Below are 23312 nucleotides of genomic sequence, written 5' to 3' on the forward strand. Positions count from 1 at the left end.
GGACGTGGCCATCGTCCATGCGCGGAATATGCCTCTGGCACGATCCCGTGATCGTTAGCACTCATTGGCACTACGATAATTTCCATGCGGCGAACCGCTTTCCGGCCGCACAGGCACGGACGTGGGTTGCACCCGTGCAGAGGTTTGGTCCAGGTCCACAGTCGGCAGTGGGGAGCGCCATCGCAACCACTGGTACGCGGACGGTTTGGGACGGTAGCGGAATTCTGCAGGCGGGCAAGATTGAACTTGAGCGATGCATGAGACCGGCCGGCGATCAGAACAGAACCGGCATAGCGACGATCTGGGTTTGGGTCGCCGGCACCGATCCGCTCTTGTTGTCCGAGGATGCCGATTATTGTGACATTCCTTCGCTCGCGTCGGGCAAGGCAGTTGCCGGCATCGTCGTGCCGCATCATGGCGGGCGTGCGCCAGGTACGCCGCCAGAGAGGCCAGGGACGGGCTCGCCACGCTTGGCGCTCTCTAACGGCCATAAGAACAACTACACACGCCCGCTGCAAAACTCGTTGCGCGGCCTAACGATCTCCAGGTGGGGATCGGCCATCCTTCCACAGGTATCGACGAGCGAGCACCGAAGATCGCACCGGGGTCGGCGGTACCGGCCTTCGGCATCCACATGAGTTGGAGCGGCAACACAGAATCTCCTCGCAGTTGCGGGTGCGGCTGCACAATCGATCCGAGAAAATAGGTCGTCAATCACGAGAGGGGCAGAGCATGAAGTGCGTAGTGTTCGTGCCGGGGATCATGGGCTCGATCCTGGCGCTACCCGATGGCGAGGAAGTCTGGCCTCCAACGCCACTCGAGGTCACGTTCGGCTACAAGCGCAAACAGAAACTGCTGAGAGATGACCTCGTCGTCGGCGACATCGTCCGCAGGGTCTCCTGTTTCGACATCTACAAGCCACTAGTCGATACATTCGCGGCCATCGGCTTCAAGGAGAGCGGGCCGGGCGACCGCCTTCATGTCGTCCCCTATGACTGGAGGCGAGATCTTGAAACTCTTGCCGATCAGTTGGCCGACCGGCTCGACACACTGCCAGCCGGCACAACGTCCATCACCATCGTTGCCCACAGCATGGGCGGACTGATCAGCCGACTGATGCTCGAGGCCGGCAAATTCGATGCAAAACCTTGGTTTGGGAAGATCAGAACGTTCGTGACGTTGGCGACGCCGCATCTCGGCGCACCGCTCGCCCTGGCACGGATACTCGGTCTCGACAGCGCCATGGGCGTGAGCACGGCCGACTTTCGCGACATCGCGGCAGACCCGCGCTATCCGTCCGGCTACCAGCTTCTTCCCGCACCAGGCGAAGCGGCCTGCTGGGACATCAAGGCAGGCGGCACGCTGGGCGACCTCGATATATATGACCCAGCTGTCGCCACCAGCCTTGGAATGAATCCGGCGTTGGTCGCCCGTGCCGCCTGGGTTCACGAGACGCTCAGGAATGGGAAGGAGCCCCAGCATATCCGCTATTTCTATTTCGCCGGAACCGGCCATAAGACCGCGACCCGCATAAACGTCGGCACGAGCTCCAGACAGGTGACCCGTTCCGAAGACGCCGGCGACGGCACCGTACCCTTGTGGAGTGCGCTTCCGGTTTCGGCGCAGAAGCAGCTCGTCGTCGGCGAGCATGCCGGGTTCTTCACGGAAACTACCTTCAAGGCCGTGTTCTTCCGCCTCTTCGGCAAGAACTTTCCGACTCCGCCCGTCGGCGTGAAGGGAACAGAGACCGCAACACTTTCCGTACAGTCTCTGACCATCCGAAAGAAGGATGAGATCGAACTCGTGATCGCACCGTTGGCACCGGTCGACACCGTCAAGGGGAAGGTGGTGCTGGAAAGCACGGACGGACCCAACCAACCTCATAGCCGCCGGCGAGGCCCTGAAGGTCAGCTACTCCGGCCCGCCAATCCCTTCGCTGAAGCTGCGCCTGCCGCCGCTCGGCAAGCCGGGCTTCTACCGGGCGCGCTTCGTGGGCAAGCCTTCCGGCGAGAGACCAGTGCAGTTCGCGGTGACCGACAAATAGGGAGACAACGCTGTGGCAAAGAAGAAGACGGTTCCCGACACCAACGTCGTCAAGCTGAAATATATGGACGCCGAGCCCGGCCGTGCGCCCAAGGGCGCGAAAACCCGGATGCAGGGCTGGGAGTATACGGCGACAGAGCCTCTGCTCAACGGGCCGGTGTCACGGCGCGTGGCGGTGATCGACCTCGATCCCGACACCGGCGCGGTGATGCCCGGTGCGCGCTTCGTGCCGCCGAAGGGTCGGACGCAGGGACTGTATAAGGTCAAGGACGAACTGGACTTCGAGGCGGCCGACTTCATTCAGGTCAGCGTGTTCACGGCGGTCATGAAGATGATGTCGATCTTCGAGGCGCAGGATGTACTCGGCCGCAAGCTCAGCTGGGCCTTCGACGGCGAGCAGTTGCTCGTCGTACCACGCGCCGGGAAGATGCCAAATGCCTTCTACCATCGCGATTCACGCAGCCTGCAGTTCTTCTTCGTCGACGACCCCAACCCCAAGAAGCCCGGCAAATTCGTCTACACTTGCCTGTCGCCGGACGTCGTCGCGCACGAAACGACGCACGCGATCCTCGACGGCATTGCACCCGATCTTTACAATGCGACGTCTCCGCAATCGCTCGCCATGCACGAGGCGATCGCCGACCTGGGAGCGGTGATGCTCGCGGTGCGCACGGATCGGCTGCTGCGCCAGGTGATGATCGACACTGGCGGCGACCTCCGGAAAGCCGAAGCCTTCAACGAGATCGCCCGGCAGTTCGGTGAGGCCTTATACGGCGAGGGGCGACCGCTGCGTGACCTCAACAACAAGGCGTCGATGCTTAAGCCCGGCGACCTCGATTTAAATGAGCCGCACGACCTCAGCACCGTTCTCACCGGCGCGCTCTACGCCCTGCTTCTCGCCGAATACGAGCAAATCAGGCAGGAGGATTTTCAAGACAAGTTCGCGAAGGAGAAGCAGAAGCGAAAGCAGGCAAGCCTGCCGGCGCCGACGAAGGAGGAGAAGGACAAGATCCACTTTTCCGTTTCAGGTTTCGCTTTGTTCAAGGCAACTGAGAAGTTCAAACGCATCGCGTTCCGTGCGTTGGACTATCTGCCGCCGGGAGAGATCTCCTTCGCCGACTATGGTCGCGCCATGGTAGCTGCCGACACCTATTCGAACCCGGAGGACTCCGAACCGCGTGACTTCATCAAAGCGGAATTTTTGCGACGGGGCATGGTCGAGGACGCCGGAACGCTCGATCCTGTCGATCCAGGCCTCGACTTGCCCGCCGACCTCGATCTCGAGCAATTGGCACGCAGCGACTGGGCGGCCTACCAGTTTGCGGAAAAATGGCGCGAGAAGCTATTGATCCCGGTCAACATCCCGTTCGAGGTGAGGCCGCGGCTCGACGTCAGCCGCAAGACTTGGCGCAAGAACGGCCAGCCGGCTTTGATGCGGGCGCTCCTGTTCAAGGTTGCCTGGCAGTCAACCCAGGAGTTCCAGATTGGCGATTTCTTCAACGAGATTGCTGTCACGCGCGGCACGACGGTAGCGGTCGACTGGGAGACGCGCAAGGTGCGCACGTTGCTGTCGACCAGCCCCGATCATCCCTCGCAGCGCGACGCGTCGACCTCCCGCAATGACATCATGCGGAAGGCATTCCTTGCCTCTAACATCGCCGATGGTGTCCTCGAGTTCGGCTCGCCAAACTTCCAGGTCCAGAGCGGCACGCTGCGCATTCGAGCGATGGGCCAGATGCTGCATATGATGGGGCACTGAGATGGCGGAGAAATTCAGGATCAGAATCTACAATGTGCTGTTTGGCGACGCCATACTGCTGACCATTCCTGAGGTCGACGACGCCGGCCAAGAGGTCACGGTCAATGTGCTGATTGATGTCGGCAATGCGCTCGCTGGAACGGCGGGTCGCGACGAAGTTTTCAAGCCAGTGCTTGAAAACATCAGGGACGAACTCAGCGGCAACCCAATCGATCTCTACATCATGACGCATGAGCACATGGACCATGTGCAAGGGCTTCTCCATGGCGCCAGGAGGCTCGGTATAGAATTCAAGGCGAGGCACCTCTGGATGACCGCCTCGTCGGAAGGCGAGGCCTATTACAACCGCTTCCCAACTGCGAAGCGGAAGAAACTCGCTGCACTCGCGGCCTATGATAGCGTCGCCGCGTTTCTCGCAAAGAGCGCTGTACCAGTGCCGCTCGGGATCCAGGCTCTGCTCGACATCAACAATCCGCGATCCACAAAAGATTGCGTCAAGCATATCAGCGAGCTCGGCCTTGACGGCGTCAAGCCTCTGTATGTGCATCGCACCTCCAACGTCTCGACCCATCACCCATTCCGCCGCACCAAGGTCCGGCTACTCGCCCCAGAAGAGGACACCTCGATCTATTACGGCGCCCTGCCGCCTCGAACGCTTGGTGCCCTCTTCGAGGGCGCTGCACCCCTGTCGCTCGACGCCAAAGCCATCACGCCTCCGGCGGGTGTCTCCGCAGGAGACTTCTTCGATCTGATCGAGTTTCGCTCCAGTGGGATGGCCGCCAATCTGCGCACGATCGACAAGGCCGCCAACAATTCGAGCGTAGCCATCGAGCTCGAATGGAACGGTTGGCGGCTCCTCTTCCCCGGCGACGCGGAAGAGAAGAGCTGGGAGATGATGGATCGGGAAAACGAATTGAAGCCGGTGCATTTCCTGAAGATCAGCCATCACGGCAGCAAGAACGGCTCGCCGCGACATCAACTTGACAAGGTGCTGCCCGAGCAGGCGCCGGGCGGTCGCCCCCGCTTCGCCGTCGTGTCAACACGCGAGGGCGCCTACTCCGGTGTACCCGACACCGACACGCTGACTCTGGTGGCGGGACGAGCAAAGCTTGAGGATACGCGCACGCTGAATGAGGGTGGCTGGATCGATGTAGCATTTCCCGATGACGGCGGGGTCCCGGAATCGCACCCAGGCCCATAACGTGGCTTTTGGTCAGGAGGTGCAAATGCTCCGATCATTGCCAGCCGGCCTCGGCTGAGTGGGGTGAGGGCCATGTGCGCTTTGCCGCGAAGGATCACGAATTGCTGATCCCTCGGCGGTCGCGCAAATCACATGGCAGGCTTCTTCAGCCTCCCGCGGCAGAACGCGGCCGTTGCTCTGGCTGTTGCCCGTCGCTGCGCGGAAGTATTCTTCACTTCCAGGCATTTGCCCATCTGATGCGCGAGCGGGTTGATCGAATGGGAACGGCAGATCCCATGGGGAGTGGATCGTGGCCCGCACTCTGGCAGAGTGGGCCATCGCAACTCGCTCTTTGGAGGCCCTTTCATGCATCTTTCGACCACCGATCAATCCGAGCTACAAGCCGCTGTCCGCGTGGATCTTGGCGCAATCTTCGTCTCGCTGGAGCTGTCCAGATCGACCTGGCTAGTCACCTCGATTGTACCGGGCAGCGAGAAGATGTCACGCCACATGGTCGCCGGCGGTGACAGTGCCGGGCTGCTCGTCTGCCTCACCGGGCTGCGCAGCAAGGCCGAGGCGCGCACGGGCACGCTTTATCCGTTGGTGGTGATCCAGGAGGCGGGGCTGGACGGCTTCTGGGTCGACCGGGTGCTGAACCGCGAGGACTGGATCGAAAGTCACATCGTCGATGCGGCATCGATCGCAGTGTCGCGCCGCCACCGTCGCGCCAAGACGGATCGGCTTGATGGCGAGGCGCTGATCCGCGCCCTGCTGGCGGTCAAGCGGGGTGAGCCGCGCGTCTGCTCGATGGTCCGGGTGCCGACGCCCGAGAATGAGGATCGCCGCCGGACCAACCGCGAGCGCTGGTCGCCGAACGGGTCGAGCACGTCAACCGCATCAAAGGCCTGCTCTTCAGCCAGGGCATCCGCGACTACGAGCCTTTGCGCCGCGACCGGCGCGATCGCCTGGAAGAACTGCGGACCGGCGACGGCCGCGCCCTTCCGGCCCGCATGAAGGCCCAGATCGGCCGCGAACTTGACCGTCTCGAATTGCTGCTCGGCCAGATCAAGGCGGTGGAGGCCGAGCGCGACGCGCTGCTCGCCGCGACGGCGGTGGACGCCTCGACGCCGGCGGCGATGTTGCTCAAGCTGAAGGGCATCGGGCCGGAATTCGCGACGATCCTCCACGCCGAAGGGCTGTTCCGGCATTTCAACAACCGCAGGCAGGTGGCCGCCTACGCGGGACTGGCACCTTCCCCATGGAAGAGCGGCACGATCGATCACGAACAAGGCGTGTCGAAGGCAGGCAATCCGCGGCTGCGAACGACGATGGTCGAGCTTGCCTGGCTGTGGCTGCGCCATCAGCCGGCCTCGGGCCTGGCCCGCTGGTTCAGCGAACGGGTGGCGCGCAACGGCGGCCGCCTCAAGAAGGCGATGATCGTCGCGCTCGCCCGCAAGCTGCTGGTGGCGCTGTGGAAATACGCGACCGCCGGCGTCATCATCCAGGGAGCGCTCATGAAAACCGCATGACCGCTTCCACCACCCTTTTCCTCCATTCCGCAAAGGCCTGATCAGCCTTTCGGATCCAGGTGGGCGAACCGAAAATATGCATGGCCTCAACAGCCGATCGGCAGAATGGTTTCGTCTTCCTGAGCCTGCGCCCGCCGCAAGCGGGATATTGGTGCTGCCGCCAGGAGCGGCGACCGCATGTGAGGTGGATGAGGCCCGGCGACCGGGCCGCGTCACGTGATCGGGCTCAGACCTTGGACCGAAACTGCGAAGGAGGAAAATCACACTTGACCATGTAATCCCCATGTGAGGTCTATTTGGGAGGAGACCGGATACGATCCAGCCGTTCTGTTCTGCGAGTAATTCTGTATCGAAGCTTCCGCCCGGGGGCACCTGTTGTCTGCAGATTCGGCCGTGAACGCGCACGAACATCACGCGACGTGTGCCAGAACCGTGGCATGTAAGGGATCATCATCGTGACCTCCAACACACTCGGCGCTGACGACCCCGACCCGTGGAACGAAAGGACGCGGGTAAGTCTGGTCGCCTCCTTCGCAAATTGATGTTCTCAGAGACCGGCGGCTGTTTAGGCCGCATCACGGTACGGCCGCGGCAAGATCGACGTTTAAACCAAAGGGAACTGCACCAAATCTGCGTCAGAATCCCTTTCGGACGCGGATCACTCCTCGGAGGCCTTATTCCACGCCGAAAATACACTTTTCGGGGAAATGCTTGCCAAGACCTTTTGTTAAAGCTTTACTTCCTCAAGGGGGAAAATTGAATGCCCGCCATCGAGAAGGAAAGCCACGCACAGCCAAGCCAGTTTGATATGATGCGATTGATCATCGCCTGGCTTTTCACGGCGGTGTTTGTGTACGGATGCGTTGCCCACCCGAACCGTCCCAACTCCAGCGGAAAGGCGGGCTTGCAGGTCGCATCCATTGTCGATCTGCCGCTGGAACTGGCATATTGGCCGCTGTTCGCCGTCCTCGGCGGCCTTCTCTGCCTCGCAGCCTGGCAGAGTCAGCGCAACAGAGGCACTTGTCTCGGGATCATTTTCGGCAGCCTAGCGGAAATTGTGCTCTATCGACGCATCGCGGCCGAATACCATGTGCCGGTAATGCTGCTTGGCGCTGCCCTTTTTACCGCGCTTGCCATCGCACACAGCCGTCTGGCGCCGAAACCCGCGGCGGCCCCTTTAGCTGTGGCCGTAGCCGCCGCCGACGGATTTGACGCGCTCCTTCCAGACAGGCCCGCCGCGCCGAACAGTTCTCGTACTCTGGAGGAAAGACCGCGCAGCGGACTAGTCGCCTTTTTCGTGACTGCAACGATCCTGCTCTTCCTTGACATCCTTATTTGGCCAACATGGCTGAGATAGTCGGCAAGGCAGGGCCAGGGGGCTCGAAGACACCTTCCGGATTGCATCGGGTCGATGCCGTTTTCGTCTTGGCCTTAGTCGCACGCTTGCGGTCGCGCGGTGTTCTCGTGTCGCCCAATGACGGGGTGGCCTGTCTGACGCTGCTGCGTCAAAAGACGGGCTGGACAGACGATGAGATCGGTACGGTTCTTTCGCCCGTGCTTGTACGCCGGCCGAATGAAATCCGGATTCTGAAAGACATTCTGGGCGATCTTCTGCGTGACCATACGGGGGAGCACAGGCTCGCCCCCATCCAAGAAAAAGACATGCCCGATCCCCCAAGGCGGAAGCGGTCCAAGAGGTCGCCGGAACCAGAGACATGGTGGACGAGCATCTCCAATCGCACGGGCGCCGCGACAGGCAGGGGACTGCTTGCGCTCGATGCGCTGTGGCAGCGGCGGCCGCGTCCCGGGCCGCGGCTGCTAAGGACAGCGGCATTCGCCGGTCTGGCCGTGGTCGTACTTTTGGTTGTCCGATATTTCTTCCGATACGTCCCTCCCATCACTCCTCCCGGCGCACCGGACGATCCTGTGGTTTTTGCCATCATCGATGCGATGGATGCAGTGCTCTCTGCCGTGTCGCTGACCGGGCTCGCCCTGCTTGCTTGGCGCGCCATCATGCTGCGCCGCCCGCCAGAGCCGCACAATGAAGGAGTACACAATCAGGAAGATTGGGAGTCGAAGTCGCCAAAGCCCGACGGCACGATGTTCCGCATCGGCTCGCTAGGCGGCGCGCCTCCCACCTTCCTTCCCACCGGCATTGGCATCGAAATTGCCGAGATGCTGAGCTACCGGCTTGGCGATCCCGATCCGCGGCGCATCGACGTGCGCCGTACGATCGCGGCGCATACGCGTGGCGGCGACTCGGCACTGTTCGTTCCCGAACGCAGGCGCGAACTGCCGAAAATCCTGCTGCTCGCCGACCGCAATGCCGACGGGATGCATTGGAACACACTGGCGGACGAGTTCGAGAAGGTGTTGCATGCGCGCGGGGTCGCCGTTGAGAGCATCGCCTTTCCTGGCACTTTCTTCGCTGCCAGAAGCGGAATGCGGATGCCCCGACCCGAAGCGCTCAACGTTGAAGGCCTGGTGGCGCAGCCGGGATGGACGGTGACGATCGTCTTCTCCGAGGTGCACCGGCTCGGGCGCAGCGATATCCTGTTCTTTCGTCGGCTGGCCGAGAACGGTCCGCTGATCTTCCTCGATCTGCGCGACCGCCGCCTATGGGACCATCGCCATGCCTCCCTCCAGGAGGCCGGGGTGACACTGGTTGAAGCGACTGCAGACGGGCTGCGGGATGCGGTGGCACGGGTCTTTGCGCCCGACCGAGTCCGTGCGGCCGAAGCGGTTCCGGCAGATGATGCCTGGAGCGGAAGTGTGTCAGGTCCAGATGCGCTCGATGCGCTCGGCGAAGACGCCCAACAGTGGGCGAGCGACTGCGCACTGGTCGAGCCCATTTCCTTTTCGCTGGCAGAGAGGCTGCGCGTCCGATATCGGGACCTGTGCACGCCGCATCCCTCGCTCGCCTTCTCGCGTCTCGCCGCGCTGACCGGAACATGGACCGGCCCTGGAGGCCTGAATTTCGAGGCGCCAATGCGGAGGCGTCTGCTCAGCCTTTTTGCGTGTCGCGACGACACCGACCGCAGCAAGACCATAGCCATCATCGACGCGGCGTTTGCGGAAGTGGCGCCTATAAGCGGCGAGTCGGCAAAAGTGGTGCACTCCTATGCCAGAAATCTGGTGCACGTCTTCGCCGACGACCTCGATGCTGCGGTCGAGGAGATCGTTAGGATCGAGGCCAGCGGGCTGCTTTATCAGTCGCCGATCCGCGACTTCCTGGAGCGTTTGCGGTCGCCGCAGGATGCGGACAAAAGCCAGCAGAGCTTAATCAGGCTGCCTTACGAGCCGCGCAGCGCCGCCGTCAGGCGGCGTCTGTCCTCGATGGCGGCAGAGCGCGGCCAGCCTCTGTCCTTGCAGCCGCAGTCAGCGCGTGGCGATAGCTATCTGCGGAGCGGATCCGAGATTTCGCCGGCGCGCTGGTCGCTCGGCCTGCCGGCTTCGCGCACGCGACTGGCGAGCGGTGACGGTTCGGCCCTTCCCATACGCGGACATTCGTCCTGGGGTACCTTCTTTTTTGGCGGACGCCACGTGCTGCTAGCGGGCGTGACGGATCAGTTGATGGTGTTCGACACGCTTCTCGGCAGGGTCACCCCAGTTGAGCTGCCAACTCCTTCCTCCGAGATCGGCGCAATCGCGTCGGCCTGGAACGCGCCGATCGCTGTGATCAGTGCAGACGGCAAATGTCATGTGCTCAGGCTCGATGTAGAATCGGCTTCGCTTCCCGCGACCCTAAAGCCAGCACCTCTGAATACTGAAGCCAGTCATCGCCTCGAATCGCAGTCGGGCTTCGGCCGCGCGATCCTTGCCGTCGACCCAAGCGGACGCGTTGCCTTCGTTGGCGAGTCCGGCCGGACGGAACTGCTGCGTTGTCCGATCGACGGCGGCGAACGCCCATCCATATGGAGATTCCCAGCCCCGATCATGGCCCTGACGACGGCCGACAACTCGGTCCTTGTCGGACTTGGAAATGGCAATGTCCACCGGGTGTCTGTCGAGGACGTCGAGAACAGCTTTAATGACGAACCGTCGTTCGTGATAGCCGGCTCACCGGCCGCCATCACCGTGACCCGTGTTCTCGGCATCGGGCCCGATGGCGCGGCCGCGCCAAAAGAGCTACTGATCGCAGCTACGGAGGAAGGAATGCTCGGCTGCTATGACCGCGAGCGTCAGCTCTCCGGCATTCGTTACCGCGACCCCGTGCGCCGTGTTGTGGCGTTTCCGGACCGGAAGGCGGTGGCGATAGCGGGTGCCGCCAGCAGTGCGCCGCCGCAGATCACCGGGCTTTCCGTCGCGGTGCTGGGCCACGAAGGCTCCTTCGATATCGTCGGCATGCCGATTTTCGCTGCCGCGCAGAGCGAAGGAATGGAAGCAGCCTTTACCACCATGTCCTTGCTCAATCGACCGGTGCTGGCGGCGGACCCGCTCAGGCGCGCGCTAGCCGTCGCCGGACAAAGCAGCCGCGTAGCCATATTGGTCGACAGGGCGGAGAGCGGCCCTCGGATCGAGATCAGGCCGCTCGACTACACGCTTCCGCTGCCGGCCGCTGCAACGGAATTCGAGGCGGCCGCGCTCGTATCTGACATTGACACCGATGGCGCCGCGCCAGGGCAAGTCAATCTTGCAGAGAATGACACCACGAAGCGCGATGCCAGCGAAACGCACTCGTTGGAGGAGTCCTCCGCCAGCAGGCGGTCGGGAGAGGCCGAGGTGGCGTCATGACCTCCCCCCATCTGTATCGGCTTTACTTGAGGCCCGCTAGCGGCACCAAGCTGACGATCGAAGTCAGCAAGGACAGGATAGCCTGGCGCGACACAGGCCTATCTATAGACACGATTCAAGGTGGCGACGCGACCGCGACAATCGGCGCCTTGCTGCAGAATTTCATTCAATTGGATTCCGCCACCGACATCGAGCCCCTGCTGCCCTACAGGAAGCAGATGGCGATCGGGCGGCAACTCAACATCGCCTTGTTCGGCCCGGAAGCGCCGCCTTTCGTCCATTCGCACCTGCACCTCGTGCCGGTGCTCAAGGAGGACATGACCGATTCCGCCGAGGATTTCTTCGACCTTTTCCTGCGCCTGCCATGGGCCTTGCTGACCGAGGAGGACGATGCGGGAGCAGCCTTCCTGGCCTTGCGCCGCATCAACCCGTCCGCCATCACCATAGATGCGGCGCCCAAGAGGGACGGCACGCCCCGCTTTTCCGAAGTGAAGCTGCCACCTTGGCCAAAAGTCCTGATCATATGTCCGCTACTCTCCGAAACACCGACAAACGGCAGGACGCACCTGGCTGACCTTGAAGCTGTCTTTAAACCCCACTACAAGCCCCCCAACTACGAGGCGGCCAACCGTTCGAACCGGCTGAAGACGGTTCACACCTATTCGGATTTCGTGCGGTGCCTTGGCGATGATGCCGAGGGTTTCATTCCGCACATCGTCTACTACTACGGACACGCCAAGGCGGAAGAGAACAACACACTTTTCGAATTCGATCCCGAACCCGATGGTACGGACGGTGTCCATCCATTGGAGGACCTTATCGATCCGCTGAAGAGCATCCACGAGCGGACTAATTTCCCTCCCATTATTTGGATCAACGCTTGCCAAGGCGGTGCGGCGAAGCGTAACAACGCCGTGCGCAGGCTGGCGCCGTTCGCATCCGTTGTGATCGCCACGCGCCAGGTGGCTGTGATCCAGGACAGCATGGCACTCGGACTGCTCGCCCTGCCGATGATCGCGATCGACGGAATGGCCCCCCCGGTCGCGCTTTCAAGGGCCATTTCGCAGATGGCCAAGAGTCGACCGCAGGACGCGGTGATGGCGGCCCGGTGGGCAACGACCATCCTTGCGGTGCAGTACGATATGTGGTCAGCACTTGGCACGGAAGACCGCAACATAATCGACCCCGAATCCGTCGGCGACGCTCCGATGCGACTCGACCGCTCCGTTCCGCTTGGCCAAATCGAGCGCTATTTCAATGATGCTCTTCAGAGATCGACGGACGCTCCTCATGCGATTCTCTGGCATGGGCTGCCGGAGGATGGCACCGAAGTGTTCGCGCAGCGCTTCGTCGATTTCGTTTCCGAGCGTTTCGCTAACTGGTCGGCCGTGAACTATCCAGTCGAGCTGCAACTGTCCGCCTTGCCCAAGAATGATACGGAAATCCATTTCCGCGACTGCATATACCGAGCATTGAACAAAGCGGATGAGGCGTCGGACCTTGGCATTGTGTTCGATGTGAGCGTCAAGGCCGCGATTGACAAACTAAGCGACGGACAGCCGACGTTGTTGACGTTCACTCATGGCCCGTTCAACATCTCTCATGTCGAGGCGCTAAGGGCCTATCTGGGCTTCTGGCAAAGCCTGTTTACGAATCTCGACCTCGATCCGGAAAAGACGCGAATCGTTCTCGGCCTGCGCTTTGTCCGCGAAGAGGCGGCAAGCACGCTAGTGGCACAGAGCGGTAGCTTCGAACAGGTCCTACTGGACGAGGTGCCGAGCGACGAACTCAGTCAACACATTGAGCGCTTCTGCCAGATCTACGGCTTTGATGCAAAAACGATAGACAAAACGACGGTTGAGCTGACGCGTAACCATGGAAAACGATTCCGGCCCCTCCATCTGGCGCTCGAACGGAAGTTCCGCCTCAGCGTGTGGAAGGATCGTCTGGACAAAGCAGGAGACCAGCCATGAACGATTTCGACTTGATCGGTCCGCTCAGCCTCAAAGCCAGGGAAATCGAACAGCAACAAGAAGAGCCGACCCGTAGCGTAGCGCGCGACGAGCACAGGCAAAGCGCTGCGCGTGCGCTGCTTTTGCGCTCGCAACGCAACGCACCTTTCGTCAAGCGCCATCAACAGTTCGCGGCGAGCTATGTTGCTTCCGCCGAGCTGATAACGGCGGCAAATGTCGCCTTGACACTCGGACGTCCACTTTTGCTTACAGGCGAGCCGGGCAGCGGCAAGACGCTTGCGGCCTACTGGCTAGCGCATGTGCTCGATCTTGGCTCGGTGCTCGTCTTTAACGTCAAATCGGAATCGCGCGCGCAGGACCTACTTTATTCCTTCGATGCCGTTTCGTGGTTTCGCGAGTCTCAAGTGGCGGCGTTAAAAAACCAAGGCGAAAACGTCCCAAAGTGCAGGCATATTGAGGCGGGCGTATTGGGGACGGCATTCGGCTGGTATGCGCAGCCCGATCAGGTCCGCGTGGCGCTCATTGACGAGATCGACAAGGCGCCGCGCGATTTTCCAAACGATCTGTTGCACGAACTCGACCAGATGAGCTTCATTATAGCCGAGGATGATAAGCACGAAGTCACCTGTCCCGCTGACAAGCGGCCGATTGTGGTCATCACCTCGAATCAGGAGCGCCGGCTGCCGGATCCATTCCTGCGGCGCTGTGTACTGCACGAAATCAAGCTGACCAATACTGCGGTAGCCGAGATTCTGCGTTCGCGCCTTGGCGAACTGCGCGACTTTTCGGCGGAGCGCGCGAGCACCGAACCGCTATTCCGCGGCGATGCGGAAGAACGGGTGGTCAAGGCAGCACTGCCTGTATGGACCGCACTCAAGACGACGCCCGGTCTGTCGCGCACCTATACGGTGGATGAATTCTGGCGGTGGCTGGCGATCGCGATCCTCAACGTCGACGATGCCGGAATCCTGAATGTCGCCAATGCGCTCGCCGATCGCAAGCTGGAATCTCCGGCGCTGCGCACACTGACGCTTCTGCCAGAGAGGGACCGTATACTCGTACAAGAAAAGCTCGAGGCGAACTCCCCACCCCCGCCACTCGTGGCCGGCCGTCCGCAGTCGAAATGATCTCAATTGGAGCATCAGGCAAGCGGCAGATAATGTTCGCGGAACCATGGCGGCAACTGACACTCACAGACTGGTTTTTCGTGTTCTGCGGCTGGCTCACCGCCGCATGGGCCTTCTACATCTGCATCGACACCTTCAGCGGGACCAACGCAACTGGCTTCGACTTCCTGCCCGTGGCCGCGGGGGTTCCGACTGTGCTGGCCGGATGGCGCGCAGCCAAGATGCACAGCATGATAACCGCCGCCCTGGAAGGCTTGCTCAAGGGTGCTGGCCTCGACCTCAGCGGCGATATGGCTGCATTCGAAGCGGCGCTGAAACGGCGCGTCAAGTTGTGGTCGCTGGCGACCGGCACGGCGATCGCCGGATGTTTTGGTGCCTACCTCGGCTGGGCGCTCTACAAGTTCGGAACGGCCGGGCTGTTTTTTTTGCTCGCCGTCGTCTGTGTTGCCGTCGGTTTCCAGATAGGTCGAATGCTTGGTTCGCTGCTCGGCTACGGACAGATCCTAACCGTAATGCGCGACACTGGAATCGCCATCGGCAGTATCGACACGGAGCAAGCGCGGCGCGCGATCGCACGTATCGAGGAACTTCTGTCCTACACCTTCTGGCTGACCGCTGGAATGTGTCATTGGTTTGCGCTGTGGTTTGTGTTCTGGTTCCTGGGGTTCGATGACTATCGGACCGCCCACTCCGGACTTTTTATTGCGTTTTGGATGGTGTCCTACGCCCTCTACCTGTTTGCCGCCCGCTCACCGATCTTGGCATTTCGCGCGCGGCTTACCGAATTGCAAGGCGGTCCCGAAGGACAGGCCGCCCGCCAGCGCCAGCTTGCCGAAGCACGCGAAGATCTCGCACGTCTGGGTTTAACCGCGGACGGCAGTCGCCACTCCGAACGGCACGAGCTTGAGATTTTGGTGCATGAATTTGAGGCGCGCAATGTACCACCGCAACTGCCGCGGGGATGGCACCTCAACGTCCTTGCAGCCTGGATCGCGCTATTGCTTGCTGGCAGCATTGCGGGAACGCTTTTTGGGATCGGTTCCGACACAACACCAGTCGGACAGGAATCGGCTATGTAAGCCGGCCTTGGGAATGGTGGCACGAGCCCAAAGGAGGACAGTTCGATGTTCCGGATTCATATGCTGCCCGCCGCCGACGGCGACTGCTTTCTGATCGAGACCGGCACCTCTCCCCACAGAATTTTGATAGACGGGGGACGCAAGGCGACCGCAACTGCCTTGCTACCTTATCTACAGTCGGCGCTCCCGCGTCGGAAGGGGCCGCTCCTCAACCTGATGGTGCTCACACATATCGACGGTGATCACATCGGCGGCCTGCTGGAGCTGATGCCGCGGATGGCTGACACCGATATCGGTGAAATTTGGTTCAACGGCCTCCGTCATGCACGCATCGCCCGGGGCGATCCGCCTCCGCCGCTTGCCCGGCCCGCCTGGTCGCGAAAGCAGCCGTTGCCGGTGCTTACCTTCAGACAAGCAAACGAATTCGATCAGGCGGTGGCGACGCGCGGCTGGCCCTGGAACGCGTCCTTTGCCGATACTGTCGCCGCTGTCGCCGCCGAAGGCGCGCTTCCCGTCATACCACTTCCGGACGGTGGCAAGATCACGCTGCTTGGCCCACCACGCGCCAAGCTCGGCGCCTTCGCAAATGAGTGGGAATTCTGGTATCGCAAGCTTTCGCGACAACACGAGACGCTTGGCATCAGCAAGTCGCCGGAGGTAGCGATCGATAAGCTGCCAGCCCTTGCGGCGGCGCGCGACGTTTCCGACACGGCTGGGCCGAATGGCACCAGCATCACCTTTATCATCGAGTACAGCGAAAAGCGGGCTCTGTTTTGCGCCGACGCGCACCCCGACGATGTTGCAAACGCCCTGATACGCTATGGCGGGCCGCAGAGACAACGCTTCGACGCGATCAAGGTCGCGCATCACGGCAGCGCCGCGAACAACACGTCGAAGCTCGTCGAACGGCTCGAAAGTCCTTTGTGGCTCGTTTCTACGAACGGATCAGGCCACGGCCATCCCAACGCGGAGGCGATGGCGCGCATCGTGCTAGCGCGGGCGTCCGAGGAGAGGCGCATTCTATTCAATTACGCCAGCAAGTTCAGTCAGGCATGGGCCGATCCGAAAATCCAGCAAGCCTGTCAGTACAAGGCGGAATTGCCGGCGCCTGGACAAATTGCAACCGTGGTCGATCTCCTATGAGGAATGGTCTCGGCAGGACTTCGCCTCGCGGGCGGCCCGCAATGCGCCAATCGGACTCGCCGTTCAAGTCGCAGCGATGCCGCTGATCGATCCCGTTGCGTTCAATATCGGACCACTGGCGGTTCGGTGGTATGGGCTGCTGTTTGCATCAGGCATCGCCCTCGCCTGGCTCTTGATGCGCGTCCTGGCGCGCTCGGCATACTCAGCGATCAGCGCGAGACATATTGACGCTGTGATGTTCTGGATCACTATAGGGATTACCGCTGGTGGGCGCGCGGGCGATCTAGTGTTCTACGAATTTGGCAAGCTAAAAGCTGATCCGGGATCGTTTTTCGATTTCAGGCAAGGTGGTATGGCGTTCTTCGGCGGCCTGATCGGCGTCGCGGTAGCTCTGATCCTGTACACCCGCTGGCATCGTTTGCCACTGCTTCAACTCGCAGACATCACTGCAGCGGCAACGCCTTCGGGCCTATGCCTAGGGCGGATCGGCAATTTTCTGAATGGGGAGTTGTATGGACCGGAAACCGGGCTGCCATGGGGTCTGGCATTCACGCACGATGGATATCCGCGGCATCCGACACAACTTTATGAGGCCGGGCTTGAAGGGGTGCTGCTTTTCGTTCTGCTTTATCCGGCTGCTTGCTGGGGCCATGCGCTGGCCTATCCAGGCCGTACTGTTGGCCTATTCATGAGCCTCTACGCCCTATTTCGCGTTGGGGTCGAGGTCCTCCGCATCGAATACGACCCCTTACGCTCGGCAGGATATCCGCTATCGATGTCTCAACTGCTATGCATACCGATGCTCATGATCGGTATTGCGCTGATATGGCAATCGAGATCTAGGTAACGCTTCCGCCGCCTTTGGTACTCCCGTGGTGTCACCCGCCCGATAGGCGACCACGTCCGCAACTATGCCAATTCGATGTTACAACTAGAATATGAGGTCTGAGCACAAGTACTGCACTACCTCGCTTCGCACTTAAACCTATTCTACAACCCAGCGGCCGACGTTACGAGAGTCCGCTATTTCCGCGGTTCAGGAGATAAGTTCGCCTATTGGCCTATACAAACCACGGTGCGCGTCCCGACGAACAACCGGGAGAACCTCTAAAGAGCCGTCGAACCGGAAGGGAGCGTTACGGCCCGGGGCGCGACTGCGGCGCGGCGGTCCCACTTGCCGGGAACGTCACGTCGAACCACCGCTTCGCTCAGCGAACCTGCGAGCCGAAGCACAAAACACGCAATTCGCGGCTCTTTAAGCTTGAGCTTCCGCGGCCTCCAGGCCGAGTTCGACGGGATCGGGGACCGTCGTTGCGAAAATATCGAGATAGTTTCGCCGTTTCGCGGGCGATGCTTGGCAGAGCTTTTCGACTTTCTGAGAAACCGTCTCCTTGAGGCGTTCAGCGCTAGGTTTCAGGCTTTCTCCGGCGATCTTAATCCGGGCATCGATAGCCGCTACGTCCGGTTTCGCCTCCGCTTCGTTTCCAGATCCGGCACTCGACGCCGCTTTAACGCGTTTCGGTTCCGGCAGGCTGGCTTTGCGATTCACGGTGCGAGATGCGGGCTCCTTTGTTGCCAGCGCCGCTCTCGCGGTCGCAGCGACAGTCGGCATCGCCTCAGCGTCGTTAACTGGTAGTGACATTCTCATTTTCGAATCAGCCATCCCGGTAGTCGGGGCACCGGCATCTTCCGCTGGGTGGCCTGCTCGGGTGTAATCGTCGGTCAAAGCCGGAACCGGCTGTACCGGGAGGTATTCGATCGGTGGCACGTCCGGAGTGTGCGCCTGAGAAAATGCTTCCGCGGACTCGAACGGCTGTGTCTCGAAAAAGCGCAGCTTGTCGCCGAGGATCGGGCGTTGGCCTTCAACAAGCAGTACCATCTTGCTCCCCGGCATCTGCCGGATTTCCTGCGGCATCATCAGGTCACGTTCGCGAATCTGTTCGACCCTCGTGCGCCTCGGCAGACCAAGCAGTTCAATCGTGCGCGATTCCGACTGGTAGCGGATGGTCCGCTTGCCGAGCGCACGGGATGCATAGTCGGCGGTCGCCTGATCATTGGCGCCTAGAATGAGCTGATAACCACAATTGCCGAGCAGCGAATGCCGGGAGGTTTCGCCGTAAATCTCGTCGAGATTCTTCAAGTCCTGGATGATGATGGCGAGCTTGATGTTATACCCTGCCACATAGGGCAGCTTGGTCATGATCTCGTCCATCTTCTTCAACTGCCGAAATTCGTCGAGCAGGAAGTAGATCGGCAGTGCGTTCGGATCGTGCTCGAGGGTAAGAATGTCCATTGTCTGTTGCACGAACAGCGTCAGGAGCGGCTTGAGCAGCGTGATATCGGTGATGTTGGGCGCAAGGTAGACGGAGATCGGCCGACGCTTCATCGCACGGAGATCCATGTCAGTGACGTTCGTCGCGGCGACGACACGCTCGTTCTTGAATGGCCGCATCGCCTTCTGAATATCGAGCAAGGCCGAAGCGGCGGCGCGCTCGGAAAGCGCCAGATAAGCGTTGAAGCTTTCCAATGTGAATTTGGACAGGAACGGCTCTTTTGCCTTGATCAATTTCATCAAGGCCTGCAGGTCGACGCCGCTGTTGAAGAACGAGTTGACCTCCCCGAGATTGCGCCGGCCGTTATAAAATGGGCTTTCCAGCACATAGCTGATAGCGCCTGCCATGACCTGTTGAGCGGTCGCCTGCCACACCGAGTTTTCGGATTCGGTGTTTTCGGGAACGAGAATGCTCGCCGTGTTCTGGATATCGGTCGTGCGATTTCCACGTTCCTGGCGAATGAAGTCGAGAGGGTTGTAGCGGTTCGTCCGCTCCGCGCCTGGCGCGAAAAGGAAGACCTGGCTGCCGTTGCGCCGGCGATAGCCGGCCGTCGCCTTGAAAACCTCTGCCTTGAGGTCGGTGACAATCATCGACCCTTCATGCATGAGAGCATTGGGAATGACATAGCCGGCGCCTTTGCCCGATCGTGTCGGCCCAATGATCAGATGGTGGCGATCGTCCTTGGTGCGCAGGATTTTGCGGCCGATGCGGCCGAAGATATGACCGGACTTGCGAAACCACTTGCCGCGGCGCAGAGCAGCGATGTCCTGAAAGGCCGCGTCACCGAGCGGGCTGGTTTGCGTCCGAAGGCCGACGTAAGCGACGAGGCCGCCGGCGAGAAGCGCGGGTACAGCCGAGCCGATCGCGACCTTCTGCAGGGTTGGATTACTCGCAAAATGCCAAAATTGCTGGATCGGAACGAACGGATTCGCCGTGATCGTCGTCTCGAGGATGCGGCCGTCTTTGTAGAAGAGCTGCAAGCCGAGGCCATAGCCGAGCATCCAGACGGCGAATGCAACGCAGAGGCAGAAGATCAGGAAGACGGCCCGGTATCCCTTGCTCATGATTCGTGCCGCGCGAAAAATATCTCTGAAACGCCGCGCTTGCCGCCCTCACGGCGCAATTGGATGACGATCGGGATCACCATCTGGATATAGGACATGAGATCCTGCTTGGTGAAACCGGCCGACATACCGGCCTGCTGCATCATCATTGCCAATTGCTCATAGGCCCCTAGAGGCGTGTCGGCATGGACCGTCGACATCGAGCCCGGATGGCCGGTGTTGATGGCGCGCAGGAAGGAAAATGCTTCCGCGCCGCGAATCTCACCAACGAACAGCCGATCCGGCCGCATGCGCAGCGACGCCTCGAGCAAGTGCTGGATCGTCACGTCGGCGGTACCCTGGTCGCCTTTCGACGCGATGAGGTGCAGCTTGTTCGTCTGCGGAGGAAAGAGTTTTCTGGTATCTTCGAGCGTCAGAATGCGTTCGTTCAGGTCAACGCTCTTCAGGCACGCATTGAGAAATGTGGTCTTGCCAGACGATGTGCCGCCACTTATGAGGATCGAAACACGTTTGATGATCGCGGTGTGGATGAACTCGTAGATGGCATTCGAGCGGAGATAGCCGATCAGCTCGCGATCGGTGTCGCTTAGTCCTCCCACGGCCACCGAGACCTTTTGAAGCGAACCGTTGTCGCGATATTCTTCCAGCGTGAAATTGTTCACGACCTGCTTGCGGATGGAGATGGCCCCGCCTTCCGGAGCGGCAGGCGGAAGAACGACCTGGATGCGCTCGCCGGTTGGTAAGGCCGCGCTCAGAATCGGCCTATTCCGGCTGATGAACTGCTCAGTTGCGCCGGCAACGCGCTCGCCGATGTTCTGGATTTCATCGGCCGTCAGAGCATCGACCTTGCGAAACTCCATATGATCGGCCCCAAGCCGTTCGACATAGACGTGACACGGCTTGTTGATCGAGATTTCGACGACAGCCGGGTCATCCAGGAAATCCTTTATCGGTGCGAGCGCACGATTGAGAAAATAGTAGGGGTCTCGCGGCCCGAAATTATTTGAAGCCACGTTCACGCTTGATTTCCTTCATGGCTTCAGCCACCGGATCATCGTACATGGCCGAGAAATCGAGATCCTGGCGAACGTAAACGAAGATTCTCTCCCCCTGGCTGACACTGATCGTCGGAGGAATGCGAAGGTTTTCGGAGAGGGCCTGATTTGCCATGTCCGAAAAGGTTTGCGCGATGGTGTCACGCGCGAGCTCTTCGCCGCGCTTGGCATCATCCTTTTCGTCGCCGAAGGCTTCGTTGCTGCCGTAGCCGGTCAGATAGCTTGCCCCGGCGCCGACGATCGAAAGCAAGATGGCGGATCCAAATCTTTCGCGCCACTTGTTATCGACAATGCCGGTGACGCCAGATCGGCCGAGACTATCCGTGCCGATCGAATTCAGGCGCACCGAAACGCCATCGTCGCGGATGAGGCGCGTCCAAATGACGAAGATGCGCTTTTGGCCCCTTACGACATCGGACTGATATTCGCCGATCAGCCGGGTTCCCGTTGGGATCAACACGCGCCTTCCGTCGAAGGAATAAACGTCCTGCGAGGTGATGGCGCGGATCTGTCCTGGCAAGTCACTGACGATTGCCGTTTCGAGGATGCCTGGGATCAATGTTCCTTCCGGGATCATGGCGTCGATGCGCTTGATCTGGCGAGCTGTCGCCGATCTGTCGGCCAAGCTCGATGCCGCCGCCAGATATTTGCTATTGCGGTCCTCGCTGGCGACACTCAGGCCTTCTTCGTCGCCGGCCAGCGTGCCACCTTCGGCTGCCGAGCCCTTGTTGTCGAATACGACCATGGCCGACTTGTAGCGCTCCGGAAATTCTTCCGGCGGCGGTTCGGCGGCTTCGGGTGGCGGCGGAGCGGCAACTACAGGTGCCGGAGGTGGCGGCACGTTGAACGCTGTCGTGTCCGGCTTTTCTTCAGCGGGAGGCGGTGGTGGCGGCAACGATATGATCGTGTTGTCAGGAGGAGCGGGCGGCTTCTCGACTTCACGAACAAAGGACGGGGAACGGAACGTGGTAGTCCTGAATTCCTCGTCACCATCCAGCACGTCACGAGGCCTTTCCTGTGCACCGGCGAGAACGAAATAGGCCGCGACGGCACCCCCAAGCAGGAGTGCCGCGCCGCCCAAGACCTGGTTGCGTTTCGCATTCTTGCTGCTGACATCCGTTTCGTCGGCCGAGAGCATCGCTTCCAGTTCGGGGGTCCGCTTTATCAGTTGCTGCTCCTTCTGCGATTGGATGCTACGCGATCGGCAGATGGACCGAGGATATCGGGATCCGGAGCGCCAAAATCAGGCTTTCTCAGATTGAAAATGCACGTCCACTGGTTTCCGTCACGCAGCGTGTACTGGGTCGCCACGCCATCAACGACCAGATATTCCCCTTCCTTGCGGTAGTTGCGGAGCGTTTCCGAGAAATCGGAATTCACAGCGAATATTGCGGGCGTGCGCCCGCTGAATTTGAAGAACGTCTTCTTCCCGTCGTCAAAAATCATAGACGGCTTGAGCGACGGATCGCCGGAAAAAGAATAGTCGATATTGACGTTTGCCTTGTCGATGTTCGAGACATTGGGGTGAGAGGCGCGATACTCGGCCTCTTTCCTCAGTGCGGCGTTCAGGTCATTTTCCGGGTAGACGAACCTAACCCCACAGACCTTCTTGCCGGCATCCGGCGCGAAATCGTGCAGTTCGATGAAATAGATCCTCTTGGTGGTGACGATGTTCATGTTTGTTGCCACGTTTTTCGCGATGGGTGTCGCTTGGCAGTTAACCGTAAGAATGCAGTCGTTTCGGTCAGGATTGGCACTTAATTTGAGAACCTGGAAGTTCGGATTCTCAAATTAAATGCCATCGCATTATCGTGAAGGCCGTGCTTCCTTTGAATTTCACACGCACCTTCGGCAAATGCGATGCCGGCAAGTTGCTGGCGTTGATTCTCATATTAAGTGCCAATGGCCGGGCTCGATTATCAAATTAAGTGTAGATTCTCAAATTAAGTGTATGGCTAACCTGCTGAAATCATTGACAAGCCATTCTCATAACTAACTGCCAAGCGACAGCTACCGACGGGTTTTTCCGGGCAGAAATTGAAGACAAGCCTGCAGCGTGCCGTCATCAACGCAGTGGTCGACCGGCCTCACGCCGTCCAGGCCCCGCAGAGGTTGTCGCAGCCAAAGTTCTGCGAGGTCTCGCGTTTGAAATTTGCCCGTGCTGCAGCGCGAAGGGAGCGATCGCGCCGATCGTCTAGCCGACTCCTTTCGCGCAGATGGTCCTTCCATCGGTCGATGGCATCAATCGCTTTCCATAAGTCCGTTTGAGATCGCCTCGCCATTGCCGCCGGAG

General features: G+C 60.4%; 12 protein-coding genes and 2 pseudogenes. 10 read left to right on the top strand and 4 right to left on the bottom strand.

Annotated elements, in window-relative coordinates:
• Positions 1-732: 732 nt before the first annotated feature.
• The 10 genes and pseudogenes from NKI58_RS14300 to lgt all read left to right on the top strand — a co-directional run bounded on the left by NKI58_RS14300 (position 733) and on the right by lgt (position 17414).
• Entirely contained in the window at positions 733-2304 is a 1572-nt protein-coding gene (locus NKI58_RS14300; RefSeq protein ID WP_352853368.1) for an esterase/lipase family protein, read from the top strand.
• Between the two features lie 1499 nt (positions 2305-3803).
• Entirely contained in the window at positions 3804-5003 is a 1200-nt protein-coding gene (locus NKI58_RS14305) for a ComEC/Rec2 family competence protein (RefSeq protein WP_352853370.1), read from the top strand.
• Positions 5004-5348: 345 nt separating this feature from the next.
• Positions 5349-6511: pseudogene (locus tag NKI58_RS14310) on the top strand (IS110 family RNA-guided transposase).
• 760 nt (positions 6512-7271) lie between these two features.
• A complete protein-coding gene (locus tag NKI58_RS14315) occupies positions 7272-7868 on the top strand; it encodes a hypothetical protein (protein ID WP_352853372.1) in 597 nt (198 codons plus the stop codon).
• 569 nt (positions 7869-8437) lie between these two features.
• Positions 8438-11245 carry a hypothetical protein gene (locus NKI58_RS14320; protein ID WP_352853373.1) on the top strand — a complete coding sequence of 936 codons (2808 nt, stop codon included), beginning with the start codon at positions 8438-8440 and terminating at the stop codon, positions 11243-11245.
• Positions 11242-13218, top strand: a complete 1977-nt coding sequence (locus NKI58_RS14325) for a hypothetical protein (RefSeq protein ID WP_352853375.1) — start codon at positions 11242-11244, stop codon at positions 13216-13218. The genes NKI58_RS14320 and NKI58_RS14325 overlap by 4 nt, the downstream gene beginning before the upstream one ends.
• Complete coding sequence (locus tag NKI58_RS14330; RefSeq protein WP_352853376.1) at positions 13215-14345, top strand: AAA family ATPase; 1131 nt, start codon at positions 13215-13217, stop codon at positions 14343-14345. The genes NKI58_RS14325 and NKI58_RS14330 overlap by 4 nt, the downstream gene beginning before the upstream one ends.
• 32 nt (positions 14346-14377) lie before the next feature.
• Positions 14378-15424: a hypothetical protein gene (locus NKI58_RS14335; RefSeq protein WP_352853377.1), complete on the top strand. Its 1047-nt coding sequence runs from the start codon at positions 14378-14380 to the stop codon at positions 15422-15424.
• A gap of 45 nt (positions 15425-15469) precedes the next feature.
• Complete coding sequence (locus NKI58_RS14340) at positions 15470-16567, top strand: ComEC/Rec2 family competence protein (protein ID WP_352853378.1); 1098 nt, start codon at positions 15470-15472, stop codon at positions 16565-16567.
• A 76-nt stretch (positions 16568-16643) separates the two neighbouring features.
• Positions 16644-17414: a prolipoprotein diacylglyceryl transferase gene (lgt, locus tag NKI58_RS14345; protein WP_352853380.1), complete on the top strand. Its 771-nt coding sequence runs from the start codon at positions 16644-16646 to the stop codon at positions 17412-17414.
• A 408-nt stretch (positions 17415-17822) separates the two neighbouring features.
• Here the strand turns inward: lgt and NKI58_RS14350 are convergent, their stop codons facing one another.
• From NKI58_RS14350 to NKI58_RS14365, 4 genes and pseudogenes are all read right to left on the bottom strand, one after another.
• A complete protein-coding gene (locus NKI58_RS14350; protein ID WP_352853382.1) occupies positions 17823-19964 on the bottom strand; it encodes a type IV secretory system conjugative DNA transfer family protein in 2142 nt (713 codons plus the stop codon).
• Positions 19961-20983, bottom strand: coding sequence for a P-type DNA transfer ATPase VirB11 (gene virB11 / locus NKI58_RS14355; RefSeq protein ID WP_352853383.1), 1023 nt, complete (start codon positions 20981-20983; stop codon positions 19961-19963). The genes NKI58_RS14350 and virB11 overlap by 4 nt, the downstream gene beginning before the upstream one ends.
• On the bottom strand, positions 20964-22184 hold the full coding sequence (gene virB10 / locus NKI58_RS14360) for a type IV secretion system protein VirB10 (protein WP_352853417.1): 1221 nt from the start codon (positions 22182-22184) through the stop codon (positions 20964-20966). Before virB10 ends, virB11 begins: the two co-directional genes overlap by 20 nt.
• Positions 22184-22723: pseudogene (locus NKI58_RS14365) on the bottom strand (TrbG/VirB9 family P-type conjugative transfer protein); the annotation flags it as partial. The pseudogene NKI58_RS14365 and the gene virB10, both read right to left, overlap by 1 nt.
• Positions 22724-23312: the final 589 nt, after the last annotated feature.

Source organism: Mesorhizobium sp. M0522, from assembly GCF_040321085.1.
In the GTDB taxonomy this organism is placed as follows: domain Bacteria; phylum Pseudomonadota; class Alphaproteobacteria; order Rhizobiales; family Rhizobiaceae; genus Mesorhizobium.

Excerpts from the sequence above, each read along its gene's own strand:
- NKI58_RS14300 (WP_352853368.1), top strand. The coding sequence starts at position 733 with ATGAAGTGCGTAGTGTTCGTGCCGGGGATCATGGGCTCGATCCTGGCG.
- NKI58_RS14305 (WP_352853370.1), top strand. The coding sequence starts at position 3,804 with ATGGCGGAGAAATTCAGGATCAGAATCTACAATGTGCTGTTTGGCGAC.
- NKI58_RS14315 (WP_352853372.1), top strand. The coding sequence starts at position 7,272 with ATGCCCGCCATCGAGAAGGAAAGCCACGCACAGCCAAGCCAGTTTGAT.
- NKI58_RS14325 (WP_352853375.1), top strand. The coding sequence starts at position 11,242 with ATGACCTCCCCCCATCTGTATCGGCTTTACTTGAGGCCCGCTAGCGGC.
- NKI58_RS14330 (WP_352853376.1), top strand. The coding sequence starts at position 13,215 with ATGAACGATTTCGACTTGATCGGTCCGCTCAGCCTCAAAGCCAGGGAA.
- NKI58_RS14335 (WP_352853377.1), top strand. The coding sequence starts at position 14,378 with ATGTTCGCGGAACCATGGCGGCAACTGACACTCACAGACTGGTTTTTC.
- NKI58_RS14340 (WP_352853378.1), top strand. The coding sequence starts at position 15,470 with ATGTTCCGGATTCATATGCTGCCCGCCGCCGACGGCGACTGCTTTCTG.
- lgt (WP_352853380.1), top strand. The coding sequence starts at position 16,644 with ATGCCGCTGATCGATCCCGTTGCGTTCAATATCGGACCACTGGCGGTT.
- NKI58_RS14350 (WP_352853382.1), bottom strand. The coding sequence starts at position 19,964 with ATGAGCAAGGGATACCGGGCCGTCTTCCTGATCTTCTGCCTCTGCGTT.